Raw genomic sequence first — 21,459 nt, forward strand, 5'->3', positions numbered from 1 at the left:
TTCAACTCTCCTCGACGTGGCTGCTCATCGACCGCGGAGCCGTCCGCGTCGGTGCGCCGATCAGCTCGCCGGGGGAGGCCATTTTCAGGCGACCCCGCACCACCGGCCTGCAGTATCGAGGGTCAGTGGCACCGTGGGCGGACGTGAAGCCTTCTGCTGCACAGGATCCCGCCGATGCGAGCCCGCCCCGCACCACGATCGACATCCCGCCGGCCTCAGGGGCAGCCCGGCCTCACGACCATCAGACCCGCGGCCAGGACCGTCGCCGCTCCCCCGGGGATGAATGCCCCGGTCCGGAGGCGGCGGGTATGGGTCAGACCGTGGCGGGAGCGTGTTCGGTACCGGCGCACCAGATCTTGCGGATGGCGCGGGTGGCGGTGATGTCGGCCAGCGGGTCGGCGTCGAGCAGGATCAGGTCGGCGCGCAGGCCGGGGGTGATGGCGCCGCGGTCGGTGAGGCCGAAGTGGCGGGCGGGCAGGGTGGTGGCGGCGTTGAGGGCATCGGCGGGGGTGAGACCGGCTCGGACGAGGAGTTCGAGTTCGTGGTGCAGGCTCGCGCCGTGGGGCGGGTGGAAGGGGATGCCGGGCATCTGATTGGCGTCGGTGCCCGCGAGGATGGGGACGCCCGCGGTGTGGAGGGCGCCGACGGTTTTCACAGAGGCGGGGAAATGCTGTGCGACGCCGTGGATTTCGGCGACGCCTTCCATCATGACGAGGGTGGGGATCACCACGTGGGCGCCGGTGGCCAGGCGGTCGATGTCGGCGGCGGGCAGGCGGGCTCCGAGGGGGACGTGAGTGAGGGCGTCGACACCGGCGTCGATGGCCATGGCGTACGCGCCGGGGGTGGAGGTGTGGGCGACGACGGTCAGGCCGCGGGCGTGGGCGGCGGTGACGACGGCCTTGGCGGTGTCGGCGTCGGGTCCGCCTTCGCCGGGGGCTTCCAGGACCAGTTTGATGTAGTCGCTGCCGGTCGAGACACGCTGCGCGACCATGGTTTCGGCGTCGCCGGGGTGGCGGATGACGCCGACCTCGGCGATGCCGGGGACGTGGGCGTGCACGCCGGCGGAACCGATGATCGGCGCTCCGGCGCAGCGCACGGTGGTCGTGGCGGTGCGGGCGCGCGCCTGCTCGATCAGGGCGGTGTCGACCGATCCCATGTCCAGGGCGGTCGTGACGCCGTGGGCGGCACAGGCATCCAGCGTTTGCGGGCTGTCGAGGTGGACGTGGGCGTCGATGAGGCCCGGGATGAGGATGGCCCCGTCGGCGTCGAGGGTCTCGGCGCCGACGGGGTCGGTTCCCAGGACGGTGCCGTCGATGACGACGGTGGTCGGTGCGGTGATGGTGTGGCCGTCGAAGATTCGGACGTTGCGGATGGCCAGCTTGTGGTTCGACTCCCCCTGCATGCAGCCAATCTAGAACCCGTTGCAGCAGTGGGCAAGATCGACGTCAGGCGGCTCCGGCGGTGCGCTGTTCGGCGAGGGCGGCGGGTTGGCGGGCGCCGCGCAGGATCAGGTGCAGCAGGGCCACGAACAGGGTTTGGTCGATCGGACTCCAGCCCGCGGACATGCGATTGTGCACGAATCCCACGGCGACACCGGAGTCGGGGTCGGCCCAGCCCATCGACCCGAACAGGCCCATGTGCCCGTAGCCGCGCGGGGCGTGCGGGGACGGGAAGCTGTGGTAGCCGACGTGCCAGAACGGGATGACCAGGGCGCGGTCGAGTTGGTAGGTGCGGATGCGTTGCAGGCCCCGAACGGTTTCCGGCGACAGGTAGGTGCGGCCGTCGACAGTGCCGCCGCCGGCCAGGGCGCTGTACATCTTGGCCAGGGCGGGCGCGGTGCAGACCGCGTTGCCCGCGGGCAGGGCGGTGTCGAGGATGGCGGGACGGTCGCCGCGGAAGATCGATTCCAGGCCGGGGACGTAGATGGAGGAGATCGGGGATCGCAGCAGGCGCGGCAGTTGCGGGACGGCGGTGGCGACCGGGCCCGGAATGGTGCGCTCGGCCCAGTTTTTCAGCGATCCGACCAGGTCGGCGGGGCGGGTGCGGGATCCGGCGGGTGGGCGGCCCAGGTGGATGCCGTCGACGCCGAGGGGTTCGGCGACCTCGCTGCGGTAGAGGCGGGTCATGTCGTGGCCGGTGATGGCGCGGGCGAGGCCGGCCATGAGCCAGCCGATGGTGAGCGCGTGGTAGATCGGTTTGCCCAGCAGGTGATCGGGTTTCGCGGCCGCGAGGCGTTGTTCCATGAGTTCGTGGTCGAGGACTTCGTCGGCGGTGACGGCGGGCAGGCCCGAGAGCCCGGCGCGGTGGCTGAGCAGTTCGGTGACGGTGATGCGGGCTTTGCCGTTGGCGGCGAATGCGGGCCAGTATTCGGCGACGGGGGCGTCGTAGTCGAGCAGGCCGCGATCGGCCAGACGCGCGAGCACGGTGGCCGAGACACCTTTGGACGCGGAGTACACCATGGCGCCGGTGTCGGCGGTCCAGGGTGTGCCGTGCGCGTCGGCGGCGCCGGCGTGGATGTCGACGACCGGTTCGCCGTCCTGATACACCGCGAGTGCGCCGCCGTTGCCGCGGCGTCCGGCCAGGATGCGGGCGAATGTCCGTATGGCGGAATCGAATCGGGGATCCGCGGTGCCGTGCACTCCGGCGGGCAGTCCGGCGGCGGTGGCGGAGCTGTGGGTCGTCATCGATCCACGGTAGCGGCGGCACCACCACCCCGGCAAGATGTGTCTGGGACAATTTTGGGGCGGGGTGGGAGGTTTCGAAACCGGTGATGTGGGAACGGTTATGCGCCCGGTCAACCCAGCGCGGTGCGCAGCGTCTCGCGCAGCCAGCGTTGGGCGGGGTCGGCGTCGAGGCGGGCGTGCCAGCGCAACCGGATCTCGACTTCGGGGAGGGGCGCGGGGATGTCGAACCAGCGCAGGCCCAAGGTGTCGCCGTAGTGTTCGGCGAGTCGGTGCGGGACCAGCCCGACGTAGGGGGTTTGTGAAACCAGCAGGGCGGCAAGGGCGGAGGTGGGCACGACCGCGGCGACGTGGCGGTGCAGGCCCGCGGCGGTGAGCGCGTCGTCGAGGGGGCCGCGGGCACGGCCACGCCGCGACGCCGACACGTGCGGGTGTGCGCAGAGTTGGGCCAGGGTGGGGCGGCGGTGTCGGCCCAGCGGATGCTCGGCGCGGACGATGCCGACGAGGTGTTCGTGGTAGAGCTCGGCGGTGTGGATGTCGGGTGCGGCGGCGGTGTCGGCGCCGATGTCGAGGTCGACGGTGCCGTCACGTAACGCTTCGAGGCTTTCGTCGCCTTCGGGCACGAAGCGCAGGACCACGCCGGGTGCGGCGGCCGCGGTGGCCGCGACGGCGGCGGTGACCAGGGTCGCGGCGACACCGTCGTTGATGCGGATGGCGAAGGTGCGCTTCAGTGCCGCGAGGTCGATGGTGCGGTCGGCGCTGATGAGGGCGGCGGCCTCTTCGAGCAGGGACCGCACGCGGGGTGCGGTGCGCAGCGCGAACGGGGTGGGCGCCATGGCGCGCCCGGCTCGCACCAGGATGGGGTCGCCCATGGCGCGGCGCAGCCTACCCAGGGCGCGGCTGGTCGCGGGGATCGACAGGTGCAGGCGTTCGGCGGCCGCGGTGACACTGGCGTCCTGGAGCAGGGCGTCGAAGACGCGCAACAGGTTCAGGTCGAGCTGCTCGGTCATTGTTGCATCTTATGCAACTCTGGGTTGCTGAACTTGCGTCGCGCGAATACTCACCTGATCCATAGCGTGCACCGCATGCAAACAAACCTTCTCCCCCAGGCTGCGGCCGCGCCGAATGCGGTTGTCCGGCGGGGGCTCGTCTCGTTGATGTGCGCGTGTGTGGTGTTGGTCGTGGGGATGGTGGCCGCGATCAATCTGGCTGTTCCGATGCTGGCGGCCAGTCCGCTGCGACCCTCGGCGTCGGCGCTGGTATGGATCGTGGACACCTATGTGATCGTGTTCGCGTGCCTGGTGATTCCCGGCGGCGCGGCCGGTGACCGGTTCGGGCGCAAGGGGGTGCTGCTGGCCGGGCTGGGGTTGTTCGCGGTCGGCGCGCTGGTCTCGGCGCTGGCGCCGTCGGTGGGCGTGTTGCTGGCGGGTCGAGCGATCACGGGGGCGGGCGCGGCGGCGGTGTTGCCCAATACCTTGGCGGTGCTGCTGCACGCGGTGCCCGTCGATCGCAAGGCCGCGACGATCGCGACGTGGGCGTCGATGACCGGGATCGGCGGGGTGCTGGGCAATGTCGGTGGCGGCGCGGTGCTTTCGGGCGGGTCGTGGCGGTGGCTGTTCGTGGCGGCGGCGCCGTTGGCGGGGGCGCTGGCCGTGTTGGTGGCCTGGGTCGCGCCGGTGTCGGGCCGTCACGATCGGCGGTTGGATCCGATGGGGACGGTGTTGCTGGTCGCGGCGTCGGTGGCACTGCTGGTCGGGATCGTGGAGGGTCCGGTGGCGGGGTGGGGCAGTGCCGTGGTGGTCGCCGGGTTCGGGTGTGCGGCGGTGCTGTTCGCGGTGTGGACGGCGGTCGAGTTGCGGGTGCGGCATCCGTTGCTGGATCCGCGGCTGTTCGCGTCGCCGGGTCTGCGCGGCGCCTGTCTGGGGATGACGGCGGTGTTCTTCGGGATGTTCGCACTGTTCTACGTGAACGCCTCGTTCCTGCAGTACGCCAAGGGTTTCGGGGTCCTGCGCACGGGGCTCGGGATCATTCCGTTGACGGTTCCGGTCATCGTGGGCGCACGCCACGTCGCACGCCTGTCGGGGCGGATCGGGGTGGACGCCACGATCGCGATCGCGTTCGGTTTCGTCGGCGGCGGACTGCTGGGCCTGTCCACCACCGGCCTCCACACCTCCTACCTGGTGTACGCGGTGTGGCTGGTGGTCACCGGAATCGGTGTGACGCTGGCTCTTCCGACCTTGTCGGCGGCGATCACCGGCGCATTGCCGCAATCGCTGGCCGGGGTCGGCGCGGGATTGCAGGCCACGACCCGCGAATTCGGCAGCGCGTTGGGTGTCGCGGTGATCGGCACCGTCCTGACCTCCCGTTTCGTCGCCACTCTCCCAGCGGAGGTCCGCGCGGGCGGCGCGCACACCGTGGCGCAGGCTCGAGACTTCGCACCCGAGCGTTCCGATGCGATCGTCGCGGCGTTCGTCTCGGGCGCGGATGCCGGATTCCGAGTGGTCGGGGTGGCGGTGCTGGTCCTGGGTGCGCTCGTGCTCGGGCAGGCGTTGATGTCGCGTCGCGTCGCCCGGTAGCGGCGATCAGCGGTGGTGTCGGTGCGGTCTGCGACAGTGGCGGGTATGGATGCGGTGGCGTTCGGTGATGCGGAGGCGTTCGATGCCTGGCTCGAGGTCAATCACGGGCACGCGGAGGGGGTGTGGATTCGGATGGCGAAGAAGGGATCCGGGATCGCGTCGCTGACCGAGGACGAGGCGGTGGATGTGGGGTTGTGCTGGGGCTGGATCTCCGGGCAGCGCAAGGGCCTCGATGCCGAGTTCTATCTGCAGAAGTATGTGCCGCGGCGGCCCGGGAGTTTCTGGTCGCAGGTGAATGTCGACAAGGTGGCGGCGTTGACGGCGGCGGGGCGGATGCGCGGGCCGGGGCTGGCGGAGGTGGCGGCGGCGCGCGCGGACGGGCGGTGGGCGGCGGCGTATCCGTCGCAGGCGAACTTCACGGTGCCCGAGGATTTGGCGGAGGCGTTGGCGGCGCGGCCACGGGCCCGGGCCGCGTTCGCGGCGCTCGACCGGACCGCCCAGTATCTGATCGTGTTGGACGTGGTGCGCACGAGAACGGCGAAGACACGGGCTTCCCGGCTGGAGAAGGCCGTGAGCGGGCTCGAAAACCAGTGAAACCGGCTGATTCCGGGCGACACGCGTGAAGCGTGTCGCCCGGAATCGGTGTCAGTCCTGGTTCGTGGTGAGGACGCGGGCGAAGGCGCGCAGCGCCGCAGCAGCGTCGTCGCCGAGGACTTGGATGGCGACGTGGTCGGCTCCGGCGCGCAGGTGCTCGTTCAACCGGTCGGCGACCTGATCGGCGGTGCCGTGGGCGACGACAGCGTCGACGTAGCGGTCGCTGCCGGGGGCGGCGAGGTCGGTGTCGTCGAATCCGAAGCGGCGCAGGTTGTTGGTGTAGTTGCTCAACCCCAGGTAGAAGCCGGCGCGGTCGCGGCCCTGGGTGCGGGCGCGGGCCGGGTCGTCGTCGAGGACCACTTTGTGTTCGACCGCGAGCAGGGAATCGGGGCCGAGGATGCCGCGCAGTTCGGCGGTGTGTTCGGGCACTGTCAGGTAGGGCAGGGCGCCGGCGGTGCGGTCGCGGGCCAGGCGTGCCACGCGCGGGCCGAGTGCCGCGAGGGCGCGCCCGTGCCGGGGGACGCCGCGGGCGTCGAGGACATCGAGGTAGTCGACCAGCGCGTCATAGGGTTTGGCGTAGTCCGCGGTGTGTTCACGGTGGCCCGCGCCAATGCCGAGCAGGAAGCGGCCGGGGAACTTCTCGTCCAGACGCAGGTAGGTGTCGGCGGCGGCGTCGGGCGCCGAGGCCCACACATTGACGATGCTGGTGGCGACCACCAGTGATTCGGTGGCGGCGAGCAGTTGCTCGTAGCCGTCGAAGTCGGCGGGCGGGGAGCTGCCCAGCCAGATCGTGCCGTAGCCGAGTTCCTCTATTTCCCGCGCGGATTCCGGGGTGAACTGCGGATAGGGCTGCCACACGCCGAATGTTCCCAAGCCGTCGAATGCCATACCGGGCACCAACCGTCGATGATCGGGTTGCATTCCCCGGCGCGGTATCGAATTCGCTCAGGCGGCGTCGGGGCGGCCCTGGGCGCGGAATCGTCCCGGTGCGACCCCGAATTCGCGTTTGAACGCTTTGGCGAACGCGTATTCGGAGGTGTATCCGGACTTTTCGGCCACGACGCGCAGCAGCAGATCGGTGTCACGCAGCAATCGGGCCGCGCCGGTCATGCGCCACCAGGTCAAGTAGGTGAGCGGGCCGATGCCCAGCGTGGCGGTGAACCGTTGCGCGAACACCGATCGTGAGACGCCCGCGCGGTCGGCCAGTGATTGCACGGTCCAGGCCTGGCCGGGGTCGGCGTGGATGGCTTGCAGGGCGGTGTGCACGGCCGGGTCGCGTAGCGCGCCGACCCATCCGGTGTCGGAGGGGTGGGCCTGGTGCCAGGCGCGCAGCAGGAACAGCAGCAGCACTTCGAGCAGTGGCGCGATGGCTCCGGAGCCGCCAGCGGTGTCGAGTTCGTGGCCGAGCAGGTCGATCGCGGCGCGCAGCGGGCTGTGGTGGCCGACGCGGGCGGGCAGATGGATCACATCGGGCAGTTCGGCCAAGGCGGGGTGAGGACGCGCGTCGTCGAGCGAGTATGCGCCACACAGCAATACGGTGTCCGATGCCGCCGCGGCGGGACCGGAGTCGCCGTCGGGGCGGTCGGCGATGGCGTGGCCTCGACTGCGGGGCATGAACGCGACGTCACCGACGTGGAGGTGGATCGGGTCGCCGTCGTCGGGCAGCAGCCAGCACGAACCTTGCAGCACCACATGGAAACCGGCGCTGTTGCCCGCGGCGGGAAAGTGGGTATGCCAGCTGCCGCGCCGGACGGTGCGGTTGGAATGCGGTGTGCCCAGCCGCATCGCGGCGACCGCGTCACTGAGGATGTCCACGAATCCCACCGTACCGGCGGTGCCCGCGACACCGGACGATCGGACATCGGGACCGGACCTTCGAGCATGGATCGTCCGATCGGGGGTGCCTAGCGTGGGTTGCGAGCCGATTCCCGGCCGTATCCCCTTCACCCGATGGAGTTGTCCCTCATGCGTATTGCCGTGCACGGCGCGAGCGGTTTCACCGGTTCGCTCATCGTCGCCGAACTCGCGCGCCGCGACCTGTCCCCCATCCTGGTGGGCCGCGACGAGACCCGATTGCGGGCCGTCGCCGCCCGCGCCGGGATCCCCGACGCCGAGATCCGGGTGGCCGCCCTCGATGACACCGCCGCCCTGGCCGCCGCGTTCGCCGACAGCGAGGCCGTCGTCAATGCCGCCGGACCGTTCACCCTGTGGGGCGAGCCGGTGGTGCGGGCCGCGATCGCCGCCCGCCGCCATTACATCGACACCACCGGCGAACCCGGCTACCTGCACAAGATCCTGTCCACCTATGACGAGCCCGCGAAACAGGCCGGGGTCGCGGTCGTTCCGGCGGTCACCGATGACGGTGTGCCCGGTGATCTGATCGCCGCGCTCACCGCGGCCCGCCTCGGCGCGCCGCTGCGGGAGGTCCGGGTCGCCGACCTGCGTCGCCCGGGCGCGGCCTCGCGTGGCACGGCCCGTTCGATGGCCGCCATCGCCGTGCTCGATCAGGTCGAATACCGCGACCGGACATGGCAATCGGCGAACGAGTCGGCCACCACCCTGATCGAACCCGGCGAACCGGAACCGGTGTCGGTGACGCCGCTGGCCTTGCCGGGCGTTTACACCATTCCCCGCCACCTCGACACCCCGATCGTGCGCGGGGTGATCCGCACCGAGATGGGTGAGATCTTCGCGGGCCTGGGTGGTGAAGTCGCCGAGACGATTCCGGAGATCCCCGACGCCGACGCCTTGGCCGCCTCACGCTGGCTGATCCTGGCCGAGACCACCGCCGTCGACGGCAGCCGGGCGCGGGGCTGGGTGACCGGGTTCGACCCGTACGCGGCCACCGCGGTCATCGCCGCCGAGGCCGCGCGCCGCCTGGCGCTCGACGGCGCCGCGGCCGGAACCCTCACGCCCGCGCAGGCTTTCGACGCCACGAGCTTCCTCGACCATCTCGCCACCACGGGCGTGCACTGGCAGGTCGAGGAGCTCGCGAGCGTCTAGGGGTTCGCGTCGACCTTCGGGAACGTCTCGGCCACCAGCGTGGTGAGGGCGTCGGCGAGCAGGTGGTGCACCTGCTCGCGGGTCAGGCTGCCGCGCACGATCCATTCGCGCCCGGCGGCCTTGACCAGACCGCCGTAACAGCGCACCAGCGCCCGCAATTCGGCCGAATGCAGCGAATCGTCGAGACCCATCATCGCCACCATGCGGTCGGCGGCGGCGTAGTCGGCCTCGTCGAGGATGCGCTGCACCTCCGGATCGTCGCCGACGCCTTCGTGGCCGGTGACCTTGACCCAGGTGCTGCCGTGCTCGCCGATGGTGTCGAGCAGCCACGCCACGCTGGCGTCCACTCGCTCCCGCAGCGACCCGGCGGGCACCGCCATCTTCTCCGGCCGCGGCAGCGTGACCATGCGGCGCACCACCGCCAGGTACAGGTCGCGCTTGTTGCCGAAGTAGTGGTTGATCAACCCGCGCGCCACCCCGGCCCGCTGGGCCAGCTCGGCGGTGGACACCGCCGCGTAGGGTCGCTCGCCGAACATGTCGATCGCGCAGGACAGGATCTGCGCGCGACGTTCGTCGGGTTCGAGGCGACGACGGCGCGTGGCGCCGTCGTCCGCCGAAGGGTCGGGGTTACCGCCGGGCCTTGGCGGCGCGGTGGGTTCGGAGTTACCGCCGGGCCTTGGCGGCGCGGTGGGTTCGGAGTTACCGCCGGGCCTAGGCGGCGCGGTGGGTTCAGAGTGAGCGGGCAATGAGATCCTTCATCACCTCGTTGGCTCCCGCGAGGATTCGCAGGACCCGAGCGCCGGTGTACAACTGCGAGATCGGGTATTCGGTCATGTATCCGTAGCCGCCGAAGAACTGCAGGCAGCGATCCACCACATTACCGAGTTGATCGGTCAACCAGTATTTCGACATGGCCGCGGTGGGGATATCGAGTTCCCCGCGCAGGTGCTTGCTGATGCAGTCGTCGAGGAACACGCGTCCGACCTTGGCGATCGTCGCGCACTCGGCGAGTTCGAACCGGGTGTTCTGCATGGCGTAGAGCGGCTTGCCGAACGCCTCGCGGCCCTTGGTGTAGTCGACGGTCAGCTGCACGGCCTTCTCGGTCATGGCGACCGCGAGGATGGCGGTGACCAGGCGTTCCTGGGCCAGCATCTGCATCATCTGATAGAAGCCCTGGCCCTCGGCCTGCCCGAGCAGGTTCGACGCGGGCACCCGCAGGCCGTCGAAGAACAGCTCGGCGGTGTCCTGGGCCTTGCCGCCGATCTTGGACAGGATGCGGCCGCGCTTGAAGCCGGGGGTCTCGTCGGAGACCTCGGCGAAGATCAGCGAGACGCCGGCCGCGCCCTGGGTGGGGTCGGTCTTGCAGGCGATGATGATGCCGTCGCACAGCCAGCCGTTGGAGATGAAGATCTTCGAGCCGGTGATGACGTACTCGTCGCCCTCGCGCACCGCGCGGGTCTTGATGTTCTGCAGATCCGAGCCGGTGCCGGGTTCGGTCATGCCGATGGAGAGCACCATCTCGCCGCTGGCCGCCTTGGGCAGCACGCGCTGTTTGAGTTCCTCGGAGCCGAACTCGTGGATGTAGGGCGCGATGATCGAGGAGTGCACCGACATGCCCAGGGAGCCGTCTCCGGCGTGGGTCTGGGCCTCGATGATGGCCGCCTCGTGGGCGAAAGTGCCGCCGCCACCGCCGTATTCGGTGGGGATGGCCGCGCACAGCAGGCCCAGTTCGCCGGCCCGGTTGTAGAGGGCGCGGTCGGGGTGGCCCTGTTCGATGAACTTCTCGGTATGCGGGATCACCTCCTTCTCGAAGAAGGTGGTCGCCAGAGTCCGTACCGCTTCGACCTCGTCGTCGCTCCATGCGGGGCGTGCCATCGCAGATCCTTCGCTTGCCTGAACGGGGGTGCGCATATGCGCCTCGCCCCTAGGGTGCACGGCTATTGGCGTGGTGTCAACAACGTGTCAACACTCGGTCGACCGGGCCTGATTCACCTCGGCGAACGTCGTGAAGATCGGCACGTCCGGATCCGCGGCGATCCCCTGACGCCGCAGAAAGCCATCGATCAACCCCCACGCCAATTCCGTGGCCTGCGCCACGAACTCCGCGGTCTGCGCCGCCGACGGCGTATCCGAATCCGACAGCCACAGATCGGTGATCGACACCACCGCACCGGTCAGCGCGCGCGACAGATAGTCCAGCCCCGCCGTGTCCAGGGGCACAGCCTCGGCCACCGACCGCGCCAGCTTCTCCAACCGCAGCGCCGCCTCGCGCCCCAGATCCAGCTGTAGCACCCCCGAGCCCGACTGCTGGATCACCGGGGCCTGACCCAGATACCGGAAGACGTTGGGATGCTCCAGGATTCCGCGCGCGTACTCACCGAACACCCGCGTCAACGCCCGCCGCGGCGGCTGCAGCATCAATGTCATGTCCGCGCCCGCGGCCGCGAACGCCCGCCGCGACATCCGCGCCGCGATCTCGGTGAACAAATCCCCCTTGTCCGCGAACTGCCGGTACAACCGCGGCTTGGTGATCCCCGCCTCACGCGCGATGTCATCCATGCTCGGGCGCGGACCCGCCCGATCGATCACCCGGATCGCGGCGTCCACAATGTCCTGACGCGACACCAGCCGAGTCCCGCCGGCACTGCTACGAACCACCCGCGCAGCATACATGTACCGCCGGTGCGGCAGGTCCACACGATAATCCCGCTTGATTTCGGACCGATCGTACTGCCAGTATCGAATCCCGTACCGGCAGTACGCACAACCGGAAAGACGACGATGTCCGACCCAGCCCGCCAACTCGGCGACACCCTGCGCGCACCCCTGCCCGCAGCCTTCGACCAGCTCCCCGACAGCGACCTGGCCGAACTCCACCGCCTCCTCGAAGCCGCCAAGACCCACCGCCGCGACACCCTCGACGCCGCCCTCGGCTCCTCCCTCGACTTCGTCCCGCGCCTGCTGCGCTCCGCCGTCAAGAAAGCACTGGGTCTATGAGCGACCACCTCGCCGCCGTCGCCGAAACCACCAAACTCGCCCGCGTCCTGGGCCTCGACGACCCCACCGACCTCGACTTCCTCGTCGACCTCCCACCCGCCGCCCTGCGCGAATACCGCGAACGCGTCACCGACCTGCTCTTCGACCGCGACGCCCAACGCATGAAGGCCATCGCCACCGCCAGCGCCATCGTCCCCGTCGCCATCGGCTCCAAGATCGCCGAACGCGCCTTCGGACCCATCCTGTGCGCCGCCGTCGCCGGCGCCATCGAACCCCGCCGCGCGGTCGACATCGCCAAGAACCTCACCCCGGCCTTCCTCGCCGAAGCCGCCGTCCAGCTCGACCCCCGCCGCACCGCCGCCATCATCGCCGCCGTACCCGCCACCATGGTCGCCGATGTCGCCCGCCAACTACTGTCCCGCGGCGACCACATCACCATGGGCCGCTTCGTCCACGTCATCCCCGAACCCGCCCTGCGCGCCGCCGCCCCCGTCATGAGCGACCCCGACCTGCTGCGCATCGGCTTCCTACTCGAGGATAAAACCGCCCTCGACCGCGTCCTGCACATCGTCGCCGACCGCGTCCCCGGCATCATCCGCGCCGCCCACGACCAGCGGATGTGGGCCGAAGGCATCGACCTGCTCGACAACATCGCACCCCACAACCGCGCCTGGATCGGCGACATCACCGCCGGCCTCGGCGACGACGTCCTCGACGGCCTCATCACCGCCGTCGCCGAACTCGACGCCTGGACCACCCTGCTGCCCATCACCAGCGCCATGAGCCCCGACAGCCTGCGCCTGTTCGCGCAACGCCCCGCCATCCACGACGAACGCATCCTCACGGCCATCATCGACGCCACCGCCGCCCACGACCTGTGGCCCCAAGCCGTGCCGCTCGTCGACGCCGCCCTCACCCCCGACACCCCGGACACGGTGTGGCACACCCTCATTCACCTCCGCGACCACATCCCCGCCGACCTGCTCACCCGGCTCGCCGACCACGCCCGCGAACTCGGCCACGACCACCACGCCGCCCGACTCGAACCCCTCCGCACCGCCACCACCTGACCCGACCCCCACCCACCGCGCCCGGCCCCAGGTCACGGCCGGACGACCCGCACCTACGGCGCTCTGGGAGAATGGCTCGGTCCACCGCCCCGCACACGAAGGATCACCGCAGCTCCGATGGCCGAGCAGACCACCCCGACCGACGCCCCGGCCATCGACCCCGCAGATCTGGCGACCTGCCTGCGCGTCCTCGAACAAGCCGGACAGCTCGACAAGGACCACCCGGACTCCGTCACCGTGCAGCGCGCCGTCGGGCACATGTTCAAGAAATTCAAGCGCAACAAGCGCATCGCCACCCGCGACGCCATCTCCGCCGCCGACAAGGAAGTCGTGGCCGCCACCGCCACCGGCTCTCCCAACCGCATCGACGACGAAACCGCCGGGATCCCGATCAGCTCCGCCACCGAAGGCGGCAGCGCCGGAACCCTGCTGCGGGCGCGCCCCTGCTACATATGCAAACAGCGCTATACCCGCGTGGACGCCTTCTACCACCAGCTCTGCCCGGACTGTGCCGCCAAGAGCCACGCCAAGCGTGACGCGGGCACCGACCTCACCGGCAAGCGCGCCCTGCTCACCGGCGGCCGCGCCAAGATCGGCATGTACATCGCGCTGCGCCTGCTGCGCGACGGCGCCCACACCACCATCACCACCCGCTTCCCCAACGACGCCATCCGCCGCTTCGCCGCCCAGCCCGATAGCGCCGACTGGCTACACCGGCTCCGCATCATCGGCATCGACCTGCGCGACCCCGCCCAGGTCGTCGCCCTCGCCGACGACGTCGCCGCCCAGGGCCCGCTCGACATCCTCATCAACAACGCCGCACAGACCGTGCGCCGCTCGGTCGGCGCCTACAGCGCCCTCGTCGAAGCCGAGAACGGACCGCTGCCCGCCGGCGAACTGCCCGACGTGATCAGCTTCGGCAAGACCATGCAGGCCCACCCCACCGCGCTGACCGCGAGCCTCACCCCCAACCTCACCGCCGCCGACATCACCGACCTCGCCCTGATCGCGGGATCGGCCACCCCCGAACGCATTTCGCAGGGCGTCGCCATCGACGCGGGCGGCCTGGTGCCCGATCTCGCCCACACCAACAGCTGGGTGCAGAACGTCGGCGAGGTCGATGCCACCGAACTGCTCGAGGTGCAGCTGTGCAACTCGGTCGCGCCGTTCATCCTCATCTCCCGACTACGCCCGGCCATGGCCGCGGCCCCCGCCCGCCGCAAATACGTCGTCAACGTCTCCGCCATGGAAGGCGTCTTCGCCCGCGGCTACAAGGGCGCGGGCCACCCGCACACCAATATGGCCAAGGCCGCGCTGAACATGCTGACCCGCACCAGCGCCCGCGAGATGTTCGAGTCCGACAAGATCCTCATGACCGCCGTCGACACCGGCTGGATCACCGACGAGCGACCGCACTACACCAAGATCCGGCTCGCCGAGGAGGGCTTCCACGCACCCCTCGACCTGGTCGACGGCGCGGCGCGCGTGTACGACCCGATCGTCCGCGGCGAATCCGGTGACGACCTGTACGGCTGCTTCCTCAAGGACTACGAACCTTCCAACTGGTAGCCGGTAGCCGACTCCCTTACCGACCCAGCTCCCTCCCCTCTTTGCTGTTTTTGAAGGTGAGGGGGCTGTTTCTCGACCATTTTCGAGAATGTGGGGATTCATGTTTAGATGCGCATATGTACGTACTCATATGACTTCATTGTCGAAATCGGCTCCGCCGAGCGTCGGGCGGCCGTCAGAATTGGACGAGAAACTCCCCTACCCTGCGGGTTTCCCGAATTCGATCCACGTGCACTCCCCCACCCCGCGTTCCGACCGCGGCCCATGATCGACACACGCACTCCCCCACCAGGACAGGTGATCTCATGAGCGCTAAGTCTGTGGCTGATGCATTGCGGGAGCGGTTGCCGTTCCTGCGCTGGTCGGTGATCCGTTTCGCCTTGGGCGGGCCGACTTTCGTACGTACGGGTCAGGTCGGCGACGGCCGGGAGGAGGCGGCGCGGGCATACGTGCTGGCCCACGGGACGGCCGGCGATCCGGACAGTGTGCTCGCCGCGTACGACGGCTTCGCGCGGACCCGCAGCATGCTGGTGAACGTCGGCGACGAGAAGGGCCTCATCCTGGACGCGGCGGTGCGCCGAGCCAGTCCCGCGTCGGCCCTCGAATTGGGTGGTTACTGCGGGTACAGCGCGGTCCGGATCGGGCGGGTGCTGGCGCCGGGCGCACGGCTGGTGTCGGTGGAGCTCAATGCCGACAACGCGTCGATCGCGCGCACGCTGCTGGAGCACGCCGGACTCTCGGATCGGGTGACCGTTGTCGTCGGCACCATCGGCGACGGCGGCGACACTGTGAAGCGTCTGGTATCCGAGCACGGATTCGGTGCCGGCACACTCGATTTCGTCTTCCTCGACCACGACAAGAAGGCTTATCTGCCGGACCTGAAGACGATCCTGGAGGCCGGCTGGCTGCACCCGGGCAGCCTCGCCGTCGCCGACAATGTGCGCATTCCGGGAGCACCGGACTACCTGCGGTACATGCGCGAGTCCGAGGGCACCACATGGCGCACCGTCGAGCACCACACCCACGTCGAATACCAGTCGCTCCTGAAAGATCTCGTACTGGAGTCGGAGTACCTGGGCTGACCCACACCTATCCTGGGGGCATGGTCTACCGGCTGCTGGCCGACGCGACCGCGGTCGTGCACTTCGCGTTCGTGGCCTATGTCGTGGTGGGCGGGTTCATCGCCTGGCGCTGGCCCCGCACGATCTGGCTGCACCTGCTCGCCTTCGGATGGGGATTCAGCACCGTGCTGTTCACGGTCGAGTGCCCGCTGACGAACCTGGAGAACTGGGCGCGCCACCGCGCGGGCGAGGCGGGCCTGCCGCCGAGCGGATTCATCGACCACTACATCACCGGTGTGCTCTACCCCCGCAGCGCGCTGGAAGAGGTCCGAGTGGTCGTGGTGGTGTGCGTCGTCGTTTCCTGGGTGGGCCTGTACCTGCTGTCGCGGCGGCGGGCCGCCACACCGTCGTGATCACCGACGATCCGGGCGCCGTGGGCGAATCCGCTTCGGGGCGTGCATAATCGCGCTGGTTGTCGAAGTGACTTAAGGGGTTTTCATGGGTGGCTCATCGATCGCGTCGGTGTTCCTGGAGCGGGTGGTGTATCCGGTGCGCACGGCGGTCAGCACCGTCTGGGGAATCGGGACCTTCACCCGCACGGGCCAATTCGGTGACGGGCGTGAGGCCGCGGTGCGCGATCACGTGCTGGCCAATGCCGAGCAGGGCAACCCGGACAGCGTGCTGGACGCGATCGACCGGTTCGCACGTACGCGCAGCAATCTGGTGAACGTCGGCGACGAGAAGGGCCTGCTGCTGGATGCCGCGGTACGCCGGGCGAATCCGACACTGGCCCTGGAGCTGGGCACCTACGTCGGCTACAGCGCGGTCCGCACGGCACGGGTGCTGCCCGAGGACGCGCGGCTGATCTCGGTCGAGTTCAGCGCCGCCAATGCCGAGGTGGCGCGGGCCATCATCGCGCACGCCGGATTCGCGGATCGGGTGACGGTGGTGGTCGGCACCATCGGCGACGGCGGGGACACCATCCGCACGCTCGCCGAGGAGCACGGGATCACCGAGGGCGCGGTCGATTTCGTCTTCGTCGACCACGACAAGTCGGCGTACCTCGCCGATCTGAAGCGCATTCTCGATGCGGGCTGGCTGCACCCGGGCACCATCGTGGTGGCCGACAATATGCGCATTCCCGGCGCGCCGGACTACCTGGCCTACATGCGGGAGGCCGAGGGCACGTCCTGGCGCACCGTGGAGCACGACACCCACATCGAGTACCAGTCCCTGCTCAAGGACCGGGTGCTCGAGTCCGAATACCTGGGCTGACGGCGGACTCGCCGCGGCGGCCCAGGCGCTGTCCGCGGTAGTCCGGCCGACTCACTTCGAGGGGCCGGGCGTCGCCGTGGCGAGCGCGCGGGTGATCGAGTCCGCCAGGGCCTTGATGTTCTCGGGCAGGTCCAGATAGAAGTGGCCGCCTTCGAAGGTGGCGAGATCGAAATCGGCGGTGGTGAAGTCGCGCCACTGCCCGGCCTGGACGGCCGAGGTGGTCGGGTCCGAGGAGCTGATCAGCGCGGTGATCGGCGTGCGCAGCGGAGCGCCGATCTGATGGCGGTAGGTCTCGACCGCGCGATAGTCGGTGCGGACCGCCGGGAGGACCAGATCGGCCAGCCCCGGTTCGTCGCGCAGGATGCGCACCGAGGCCGGATCGTTCGACAGGCGTTCGAGTTCGGCGATGAGACCCTCGTCCGGGCCCTCGTGCAGGCGTCCGGACTCCTCGTGCACCGGTGCGGGACGGCCGGAGACGAACAGGTGCGTCACCTCGCGTCCGCCCGCCTCGACTCGGCGGGCGGTCTCGTAGGCCACGGTCGCGCCCATGCTGTGCCCGAAGATGGCCAGCCGCACGTCTTTCGGCCAGGCCAGCAGGTCGGTGGCGGCGTGCCCGGCCAGTTCGGTGAGCGCGGGGACGGGCGGGTCGCCGAGGCGGTCCTGCCGCCCGGGGTACTGCACGCCGAAGACCGCGGTGCCCGCGCCGAAGCGCTGGGCCAACTGCCGGTAGGCGCCGACGGAGCCGCCGCCGGGCGGGAAGCACACCAGTACGGTCTCGGGGGCGGGATCGGGCTTCAGTTCGCGCAGCCAGGTGGTTCCGGGGAGTCGATGGGCGCTCATCCGATCGAGTATGCCCCGAGATCTCGCGTCGGGCTCGCACCTGGGCCCGGCGTTAGAGTCGGCTCGTGGCCACCTATGACGCATTGGTTCGCGACTACGAGACCGGAATCGGGGTTGCCGGGACGCCGGTGCCGACCCTCGATGCGGGCGCGAATCTGGCTGCGACGCTGCCGGTCTGGGCGCTGGCGGGTGGCGCGGTCGCGGCCTTCGCCGGTGCCGCCGACCGGTGGCGCGAAGTCTGCGGGGTGACGCCGCTGCGCGGTGTCGTCGATCCCGGCCGTGTCGCGGCGGCCTTTCAGAGCGACAAGCTGCTGCGGATCGATGGGCGGCAACCGCGAATGTTCGCGGAGTTGTCGGGCTTCTTCCGGAGCGCGGACGGCTGGGTGCGGACGCACGCCAACTACCCGCACCATCGGACGCGTCTGCTGGCGGCGCTCGATCTGTCCGCCGGGGCCGGGCCCGAGGATTTCACCCGGCGGGTCGCGACGCTCACGGCCGCCGATATCGAACGGCGCGCCGCCGAGCACGCGGCCATCGCGTTCCGGGTGCGCACCGAGCGGGAGTGGGCTGACAGCCCGCAGGGCACAGCGGCCGCGTCCGGCCCGCTGGTCGCGCTCGACGCCCGCGACGATCGGGGCGCGCTCGACTCACTCTGCGCCGCAACGGCAATGCTCCCGTTGCGCGGGATCCGGGTGCTGGATCTGACCCGGGTGATCGCCGGTCCGGTGGCGACGCGGGCATTGGCCCTGCTGGGAGCCGATGTGTTGCGGATCGACCCGCCGGAGCTGCCGGAGATCGACTGGCAGTTCCTGGACACCTGTCAGGGGAAGCGTTCCACTGTAGTCGATTTGCGCACCGAACTTCCGGTCTTTCGCGAATTGATCAGCAATGCGGACATAATCATCTCGGGTTACCGACCGGGCAGCTTGGAACGGTTCGGAGTGCGGCCCGGTGATATTCGACCGGGAATTGTGCACGGCCGAGTTTCGGCGTGGGGCGAACAGGGTCCGTGGGGAGATCGCCGCGGTTTCGACAGCATCGTGCAGGCCACATCCGGAATTTCTCTGATCGAAGGCACACGCGATAATTCTCGTAACGAACCTGTCGTGGGCGCCCTCCCGGCCCAGGCCCTCGACCACGCCAGCGGGTACCTGCTCGCAGCGGGCGTGCTGGACGCGCTGTGCGCGCGCCGCGCCGACGGTCGCGGCCGCGACGTCCGGGTCGCGCTGGCTCGCACCGCATCCTGGCTGATCACCGCACCGGGCCGGACGCCCGGGCACGCGCCGGCGCAGGTCCCGGATCCGCGCTACGCGGTGACGCACGCGGCGGTGAGCACCGCGGGCCCGGCGTTGAGCGAGTATCCGGACTTTCCGTGGCCCGCTCCGGCCTACGGATCGAGCGCTCCCGAATGGAAAGCCCGACCGGACGGTTCGTAACTTCGGCGAATGTATACAAGCTGCTGCACGCACACCCGTAAGCACATCCGAGAAATGGTCGAATTGCCTTGCAATGCAGCACTTTCGACACGCCTCCACTTATCCCACGTACGGCGTTAATAAATGAGACCCTGAAACCGACATCAAAATTGTCGACCCGTATGTCGACATGCGGATGGAGGACGTCACCGTGGACACACCTGCTCCCTTGCTCACCGCCGCCAGCGACACCGGCGCCACCAAGGTAGGGAGACGGGAATGGGCCGGACTGTCGGTGCTCGCACTGGCGTGCCTGGTCTACTCGATGGACCTGACGGTCCTGCACCTGGCGGTGCCGCAGATCAGCGAGGTCCTGCGGCCGACCAGTTCCCAATTGCTGTGGATCATCGACGTTTACGGATTTCTCGTCGCGGGTTTGCTGCTCACCATGGGCACCATCGGCGACCGCATCGGCCGTCGCCGGTTGCTGATGGTCGGAGCGGCCGCGTTCGCGGCGATCTCGGTGATCGCGGCGTTCGCGCCGTCCGCGCCGGTGCTCATCGCCTGCCGGGCACTGCTCGGCGTCGCCGGGGCCACCCTCGCGCCCTCCACACTCTCGTTGATCTTCACCATGTTTCGTGACGCGGGGCAACGGTCGGTCGCGGTCGGGGTCTGGGTGGGCTCCTACTCGGTCGGCGGCTCCATCGGGCCGCTGGCGGGCGGGCTGATGCTCGAACACTTCTGGTGGGGGTCGGTATTCCTGCTCGCGGTGCCGGTCATGGTGCTACTGATCGTGCTCGCGCCCCGGGTGCTGCCCGAGTTCCGGGATCCCGACGCGGGCCGCCTCGATCCGGTCAGCGCCGCGCTGTGCACGGCGGCGGTGCTGCTGGTGGTGTTCGGCATGAAGAAGGCCGCCCAGGACGGGCCCGGCCCGATCGCGGTGGCCGCCCTGGCCACCGGCATCGGGATCGGGGTGATCTTCGTTCGGCGGCAGCTCAATACGCCCGAGCCGATGCTGGACCTACGCCTGTTCCGACTAGGCAGCTTCCGGACCGCGCTGACCATCAATATGGTCGCCATCTTCGTCGCCTTCGGATACGCCCTGTTCGTGGGCCAGTACTTCCAGCTGGTGCTGGGCATGTCGCCGCTGCGCGCCGGCCTGGCCACCATTCCAGCGGGCCTGGGCTTCATGGTCGGCTCGCAGCTCGGCCCGCGCATCATGAAGGTGGTACGGCCCGCCTACATGATCGGCGCGGGCATGGCCATGGCCGCCGCCGGACTGCTGCTGCTCACCCAGATCACCACCTCCGGCGGGGTGGAGCTCACCATCGTGGCGTCGCTGCTGGTGTCGTTCGGCCTGGCACCGGTTTTCGGGGTGACCACCGAGCTCATCGTCGGCACCGCTCCGCCGGAGCAGGCGGGGGCCGCCTCCGGACTCTCGGAGACCGGGGCCGAATTCGGTGGCGCGCTCGGGATCTCCATCCTCGGCAGCATCAGCATCGCCATCTACCGCAGCCAGCTCAATGCCGGCCTGCCCTACGGCATGCCGGAACCCGACGCGCGCGCGGCGCGGGACACGCTCGGCGCGGCATTGGAAGTCGCGCGCACCATGCCCGGCAGGCTGGGCACCACGGTGGCCGACGCCGCCAAGCAGGCCTTCCTCACCGGCATGCACCTGACGGCGGCCATCGCGGCGGGGGCCGCACTGCTGCTGGCCGTCATCGCCGTGACCCGGCTGCGGCACGTGCCGCCCAGCTGAGATCACTCGCCTCGGATCGCCTCGATGGCGGTGGTGAGCGAATCACCGTCCAGCAGTTCCGCGCTCGGGGCGATGACCATCTGGATGGCGAGCCCCTGGAACACCAGGAACAGCAGCTTCCCGACCGCGACGGCCTGATCCTGGCTCAGATCCGGATGGGTGGATTTGACGATGGCGACGATATCGCGGTGCGCCACCTCGGTGGCCTCGGCCATGAAGATCTGCTGCGCGGGATCGCGCGCGATCTGCAAGCCGTTCTCCATGCTCAGCAGCAGGCCGTCGCGATTGCGCTGCACGACGTCCACGAATCCGTTCCAGGTCGCGGCGAGCGACTCCCAGAGCGTGCGGCCCTCCCCCGCGTCGCGGATGGCGGCCTCCATGCCGTCGCCGATCTGGGTGCCGACCCCGATGGTGATGGCCTCGGTGATCAATTGGTCCTTGGACCCGAAGTGATAGCCGATGGCGGCGAGGCTGACACCGGCGGCGCTCGCGATGTCCCGGGCGGTGACCTTGGCCAGTCCGCGCTCGAGGACGGCCTTGCGTGCACCTTCCAGCAGGTCTTCTCGATTTCCCATGACCTCACCCTAGCAGTGTCTTAGACATTCGTTCCAGACACCCG

At 69.6% G+C, this 21,459-nt stretch carries 21 protein-coding genes; 11 read left to right on the forward strand and 10 right to left on the reverse strand.

Features of this window, described 5'->3' with window-relative positions; translation table 11 throughout:
• Positions 1-313 precede the first annotated feature (313 nt).
• From ABZ412_RS05895 to ABZ412_RS05905, 3 genes are all read right to left on the reverse strand, one after another.
• Positions 314-1,402, reverse strand: coding sequence for an amidohydrolase family protein (locus ABZ412_RS05895; RefSeq protein ID WP_357276844.1), 1,089 nt, complete (start codon positions 1,400-1,402; stop codon positions 314-316).
• A gap of 43 nt (positions 1,403-1,445) precedes the next feature.
• Positions 1,446-2,684 carry a serine hydrolase domain-containing protein gene (locus tag ABZ412_RS05900; protein ID WP_357276846.1) on the reverse strand — a complete coding sequence of 413 codons (1,239 nt, stop codon included), beginning with the start codon at positions 2,682-2,684 and terminating at the stop codon, positions 1,446-1,448.
• A 110-nt stretch (positions 2,685-2,794) separates the two neighbouring features.
• On the reverse strand, positions 2,795-3,691 hold the full coding sequence (locus ABZ412_RS05905; RefSeq protein ID WP_357276848.1) for a LysR family transcriptional regulator: 897 nt from the start codon (positions 3,689-3,691) through the stop codon (positions 2,795-2,797).
• Between the two features lie 159 nt (positions 3,692-3,850).
• Between ABZ412_RS05905 and ABZ412_RS05910 the strand changes: the two genes are divergently transcribed.
• Positions 3,851-5,257 carry an MFS transporter gene (locus ABZ412_RS05910; RefSeq protein WP_357276850.1) on the forward strand — a complete coding sequence of 469 codons (1,407 nt, stop codon included), beginning with the start codon at positions 3,851-3,853 and terminating at the stop codon, positions 5,255-5,257.
• Positions 5,258-5,302: 45 nt separating this feature from the next.
• Positions 5,303-5,851 carry a YdeI/OmpD-associated family protein gene (locus tag ABZ412_RS05915; RefSeq protein WP_357276851.1) on the forward strand — a complete coding sequence of 183 codons (549 nt, stop codon included), beginning with the start codon at positions 5,303-5,305 and terminating at the stop codon, positions 5,849-5,851.
• A gap of 51 nt (positions 5,852-5,902) precedes the next feature.
• Here ABZ412_RS05915 and ABZ412_RS05920 read toward each other — a convergent pair whose 3' ends face one another.
• Both ABZ412_RS05920 and ABZ412_RS05925 read right to left on the reverse strand, forming a co-directional pair.
• Positions 5,903-6,739, reverse strand: coding sequence for an LLM class F420-dependent oxidoreductase (locus ABZ412_RS05920; RefSeq protein WP_357276853.1), 837 nt, complete (start codon positions 6,737-6,739; stop codon positions 5,903-5,905).
• Positions 6,740-6,796: 57 nt separating this feature from the next.
• The gene (locus ABZ412_RS05925; RefSeq protein WP_357276855.1) at positions 6,797-7,666 is read right to left on the reverse strand and encodes an AraC family transcriptional regulator; all 870 of its coding nucleotides are present in this window, start codon (positions 7,664-7,666) and stop codon (positions 6,797-6,799) included.
• A gap of 150 nt (positions 7,667-7,816) precedes the next feature.
• Here ABZ412_RS05925 and ABZ412_RS05930 point away from each other — a divergent pair, with 150 nt between their 5' ends.
• A complete protein-coding gene (locus ABZ412_RS05930) occupies positions 7,817-8,854 on the forward strand; it encodes a saccharopine dehydrogenase NADP-binding domain-containing protein (protein WP_357276857.1) in 1,038 nt (345 codons plus the stop codon).
• Here ABZ412_RS05930 and ABZ412_RS05935 read toward each other — a convergent pair.
• The 3 genes from ABZ412_RS05935 to ABZ412_RS05945 all read right to left on the reverse strand — a co-directional run bounded on the left by ABZ412_RS05935 (position 8,851) and on the right by ABZ412_RS05945 (position 11,512).
• Positions 8,851-9,411, reverse strand: a complete 561-nt coding sequence (locus ABZ412_RS05935; RefSeq protein ID WP_357277145.1) for a helix-turn-helix domain-containing protein — start codon at positions 9,409-9,411, stop codon at positions 8,851-8,853. The two genes, ABZ412_RS05930 and ABZ412_RS05935, sit on opposite strands and share 4 nt — an antisense overlap.
• Positions 9,412-9,583: 172 nt before the next feature.
• Positions 9,584-10,729: an acyl-CoA dehydrogenase family protein gene (locus tag ABZ412_RS05940; RefSeq protein WP_357276859.1), complete on the reverse strand. Its 1,146-nt coding sequence runs from the start codon at positions 10,727-10,729 to the stop codon at positions 9,584-9,586.
• A gap of 87 nt (positions 10,730-10,816) precedes the next feature.
• The gene (locus ABZ412_RS05945) at positions 10,817-11,512 is read right to left on the reverse strand and encodes a TetR/AcrR family transcriptional regulator (RefSeq protein ID WP_357276861.1); all 696 of its coding nucleotides are present in this window, start codon (positions 11,510-11,512) and stop codon (positions 10,817-10,819) included.
• A 123-nt stretch (positions 11,513-11,635) separates the two neighbouring features.
• Here ABZ412_RS05945 and ABZ412_RS05950 point away from each other — a divergent pair, with 123 nt between their 5' ends.
• The 6 genes from ABZ412_RS05950 (at position 11,636) to ABZ412_RS05975 (ending at position 16,826) form a co-directional block, all read left to right on the forward strand.
• A complete protein-coding gene (locus ABZ412_RS05950; RefSeq protein ID WP_357276863.1) occupies positions 11,636-11,851 on the forward strand; it encodes a hypothetical protein in 216 nt (71 codons plus the stop codon).
• Entirely contained in the window at positions 11,848-12,921 is a 1,074-nt protein-coding gene (locus ABZ412_RS05955; RefSeq protein WP_357276865.1) for a hypothetical protein, read from the forward strand. The genes ABZ412_RS05950 and ABZ412_RS05955 overlap by 4 nt, the downstream gene beginning before the upstream one ends.
• Before the next feature lie 117 nt (positions 12,922-13,038).
• Positions 13,039-14,490, forward strand: coding sequence for an SDR family NAD(P)-dependent oxidoreductase (locus ABZ412_RS05960; RefSeq protein ID WP_357276867.1), 1,452 nt, complete (start codon positions 13,039-13,041; stop codon positions 14,488-14,490).
• A gap of 305 nt (positions 14,491-14,795) precedes the next feature.
• Positions 14,796-15,572 (forward strand): O-methyltransferase, encoded by a 777-nt coding sequence (locus ABZ412_RS05965; RefSeq protein WP_357276869.1) that lies wholly within the window; start codon positions 14,796-14,798, stop codon positions 15,570-15,572.
• Positions 15,573-15,592: 20 nt separating this feature from the next.
• The gene (locus ABZ412_RS05970; RefSeq protein WP_357276871.1) at positions 15,593-15,964 is read left to right on the forward strand and encodes a DUF2784 domain-containing protein; all 372 of its coding nucleotides are present in this window, start codon (positions 15,593-15,595) and stop codon (positions 15,962-15,964) included.
• 85 nt (positions 15,965-16,049) lie between these two features.
• Positions 16,050-16,826: an O-methyltransferase gene (locus ABZ412_RS05975; RefSeq protein ID WP_357276873.1), complete on the forward strand. Its 777-nt coding sequence runs from the start codon at positions 16,050-16,052 to the stop codon at positions 16,824-16,826.
• Positions 16,827-16,877: 51 nt separating this feature from the next.
• Here ABZ412_RS05975 and ABZ412_RS05980 read toward each other — a convergent pair whose 3' ends face one another.
• Complete coding sequence (locus tag ABZ412_RS05980; RefSeq protein WP_357276875.1) at positions 16,878-17,666, reverse strand: alpha/beta fold hydrolase; 789 nt, start codon at positions 17,664-17,666, stop codon at positions 16,878-16,880.
• A gap of 65 nt (positions 17,667-17,731) precedes the next feature.
• On the opposite strand from ABZ412_RS05980, the gene ABZ412_RS05985 reads away from it, so the two are divergent.
• Both ABZ412_RS05985 and ABZ412_RS05990 read left to right on the forward strand, forming a co-directional pair.
• Positions 17,732-19,102, forward strand: coding sequence for a CoA transferase (locus ABZ412_RS05985; RefSeq protein WP_357276877.1), 1,371 nt, complete (start codon positions 17,732-17,734; stop codon positions 19,100-19,102).
• Positions 19,103-19,292: 190 nt separating this feature from the next.
• Positions 19,293-20,840: an MFS transporter gene (locus ABZ412_RS05990; RefSeq protein WP_357276879.1), complete on the forward strand. Its 1,548-nt coding sequence runs from the start codon at positions 19,293-19,295 to the stop codon at positions 20,838-20,840.
• Positions 20,841-20,842: 2 nt separating this feature from the next.
• Here ABZ412_RS05990 and ABZ412_RS05995 read toward each other — a convergent pair whose 3' ends face one another.
• Positions 20,843-21,415 carry a helix-turn-helix domain-containing protein gene (locus ABZ412_RS05995; protein ID WP_357276881.1) on the reverse strand — a complete coding sequence of 191 codons (573 nt, stop codon included), beginning with the start codon at positions 21,413-21,415 and terminating at the stop codon, positions 20,843-20,845.
• Between the last annotated feature and the right edge of the window lie 44 nt (positions 21,416-21,459).

Origin of the sequence: Nocardia sp. NPDC005746 (assembly GCF_040630785.1) — a bacterium.
Taxonomy (GTDB): domain Bacteria; phylum Actinomycetota; class Actinomycetes; order Mycobacteriales; family Mycobacteriaceae; genus Nocardia.

Excerpts from the sequence above, each read along its gene's own strand:
- ABZ412_RS05995 (WP_357276881.1), bottom strand. The coding sequence starts at position 21,415 with ATGGGAAATCGAGAAGACCTGCTGGAAGGTGCACGCAAGGCCGTCCTC.
- ABZ412_RS05955 (WP_357276865.1), top strand. The coding sequence starts at position 11,848 with ATGAGCGACCACCTCGCCGCCGTCGCCGAAACCACCAAACTCGCCCGC.
- ABZ412_RS05915 (WP_357276851.1), top strand. The coding sequence starts at position 5,303 with ATGGATGCGGTGGCGTTCGGTGATGCGGAGGCGTTCGATGCCTGGCTC.
- ABZ412_RS05930 (WP_357276857.1), top strand. The coding sequence starts at position 7,817 with ATGCGTATTGCCGTGCACGGCGCGAGCGGTTTCACCGGTTCGCTCATC.
- ABZ412_RS05980 (WP_357276875.1), bottom strand. The coding sequence starts at position 17,666 with ATGAGCGCCCATCGACTCCCCGGAACCACCTGGCTGCGCGAACTGAAG.
- ABZ412_RS05940 (WP_357276859.1), bottom strand. The coding sequence starts at position 10,729 with ATGGCACGCCCCGCATGGAGCGACGACGAGGTCGAAGCGGTACGGACT.
- ABZ412_RS05920 (WP_357276853.1), bottom strand. The coding sequence starts at position 6,739 with ATGGCATTCGACGGCTTGGGAACATTCGGCGTGTGGCAGCCCTATCCG.
- ABZ412_RS05965 (WP_357276869.1), top strand. The coding sequence starts at position 14,796 with ATGAGCGCTAAGTCTGTGGCTGATGCATTGCGGGAGCGGTTGCCGTTC.
- ABZ412_RS05970 (WP_357276871.1), top strand. The coding sequence starts at position 15,593 with ATGGTCTACCGGCTGCTGGCCGACGCGACCGCGGTCGTGCACTTCGCG.
- ABZ412_RS05905 (WP_357276848.1), bottom strand. The coding sequence starts at position 3,691 with ATGACCGAGCAGCTCGACCTGAACCTGTTGCGCGTCTTCGACGCCCTG.
- ABZ412_RS05900 (WP_357276846.1), bottom strand. The coding sequence starts at position 2,684 with ATGACGACCCACAGCTCCGCCACCGCCGCCGGACTGCCCGCCGGAGTG.
- ABZ412_RS05975 (WP_357276873.1), top strand. The coding sequence starts at position 16,050 with ATGGGTGGCTCATCGATCGCGTCGGTGTTCCTGGAGCGGGTGGTGTAT.
- ABZ412_RS05895 (WP_357276844.1), bottom strand. The coding sequence starts at position 1,402 with ATGCAGGGGGAGTCGAACCACAAGCTGGCCATCCGCAACGTCCGAATC.
- ABZ412_RS05950 (WP_357276863.1), top strand. The coding sequence starts at position 11,636 with ATGTCCGACCCAGCCCGCCAACTCGGCGACACCCTGCGCGCACCCCTG.
- ABZ412_RS05960 (WP_357276867.1), top strand. The coding sequence starts at position 13,039 with ATGGCCGAGCAGACCACCCCGACCGACGCCCCGGCCATCGACCCCGCA.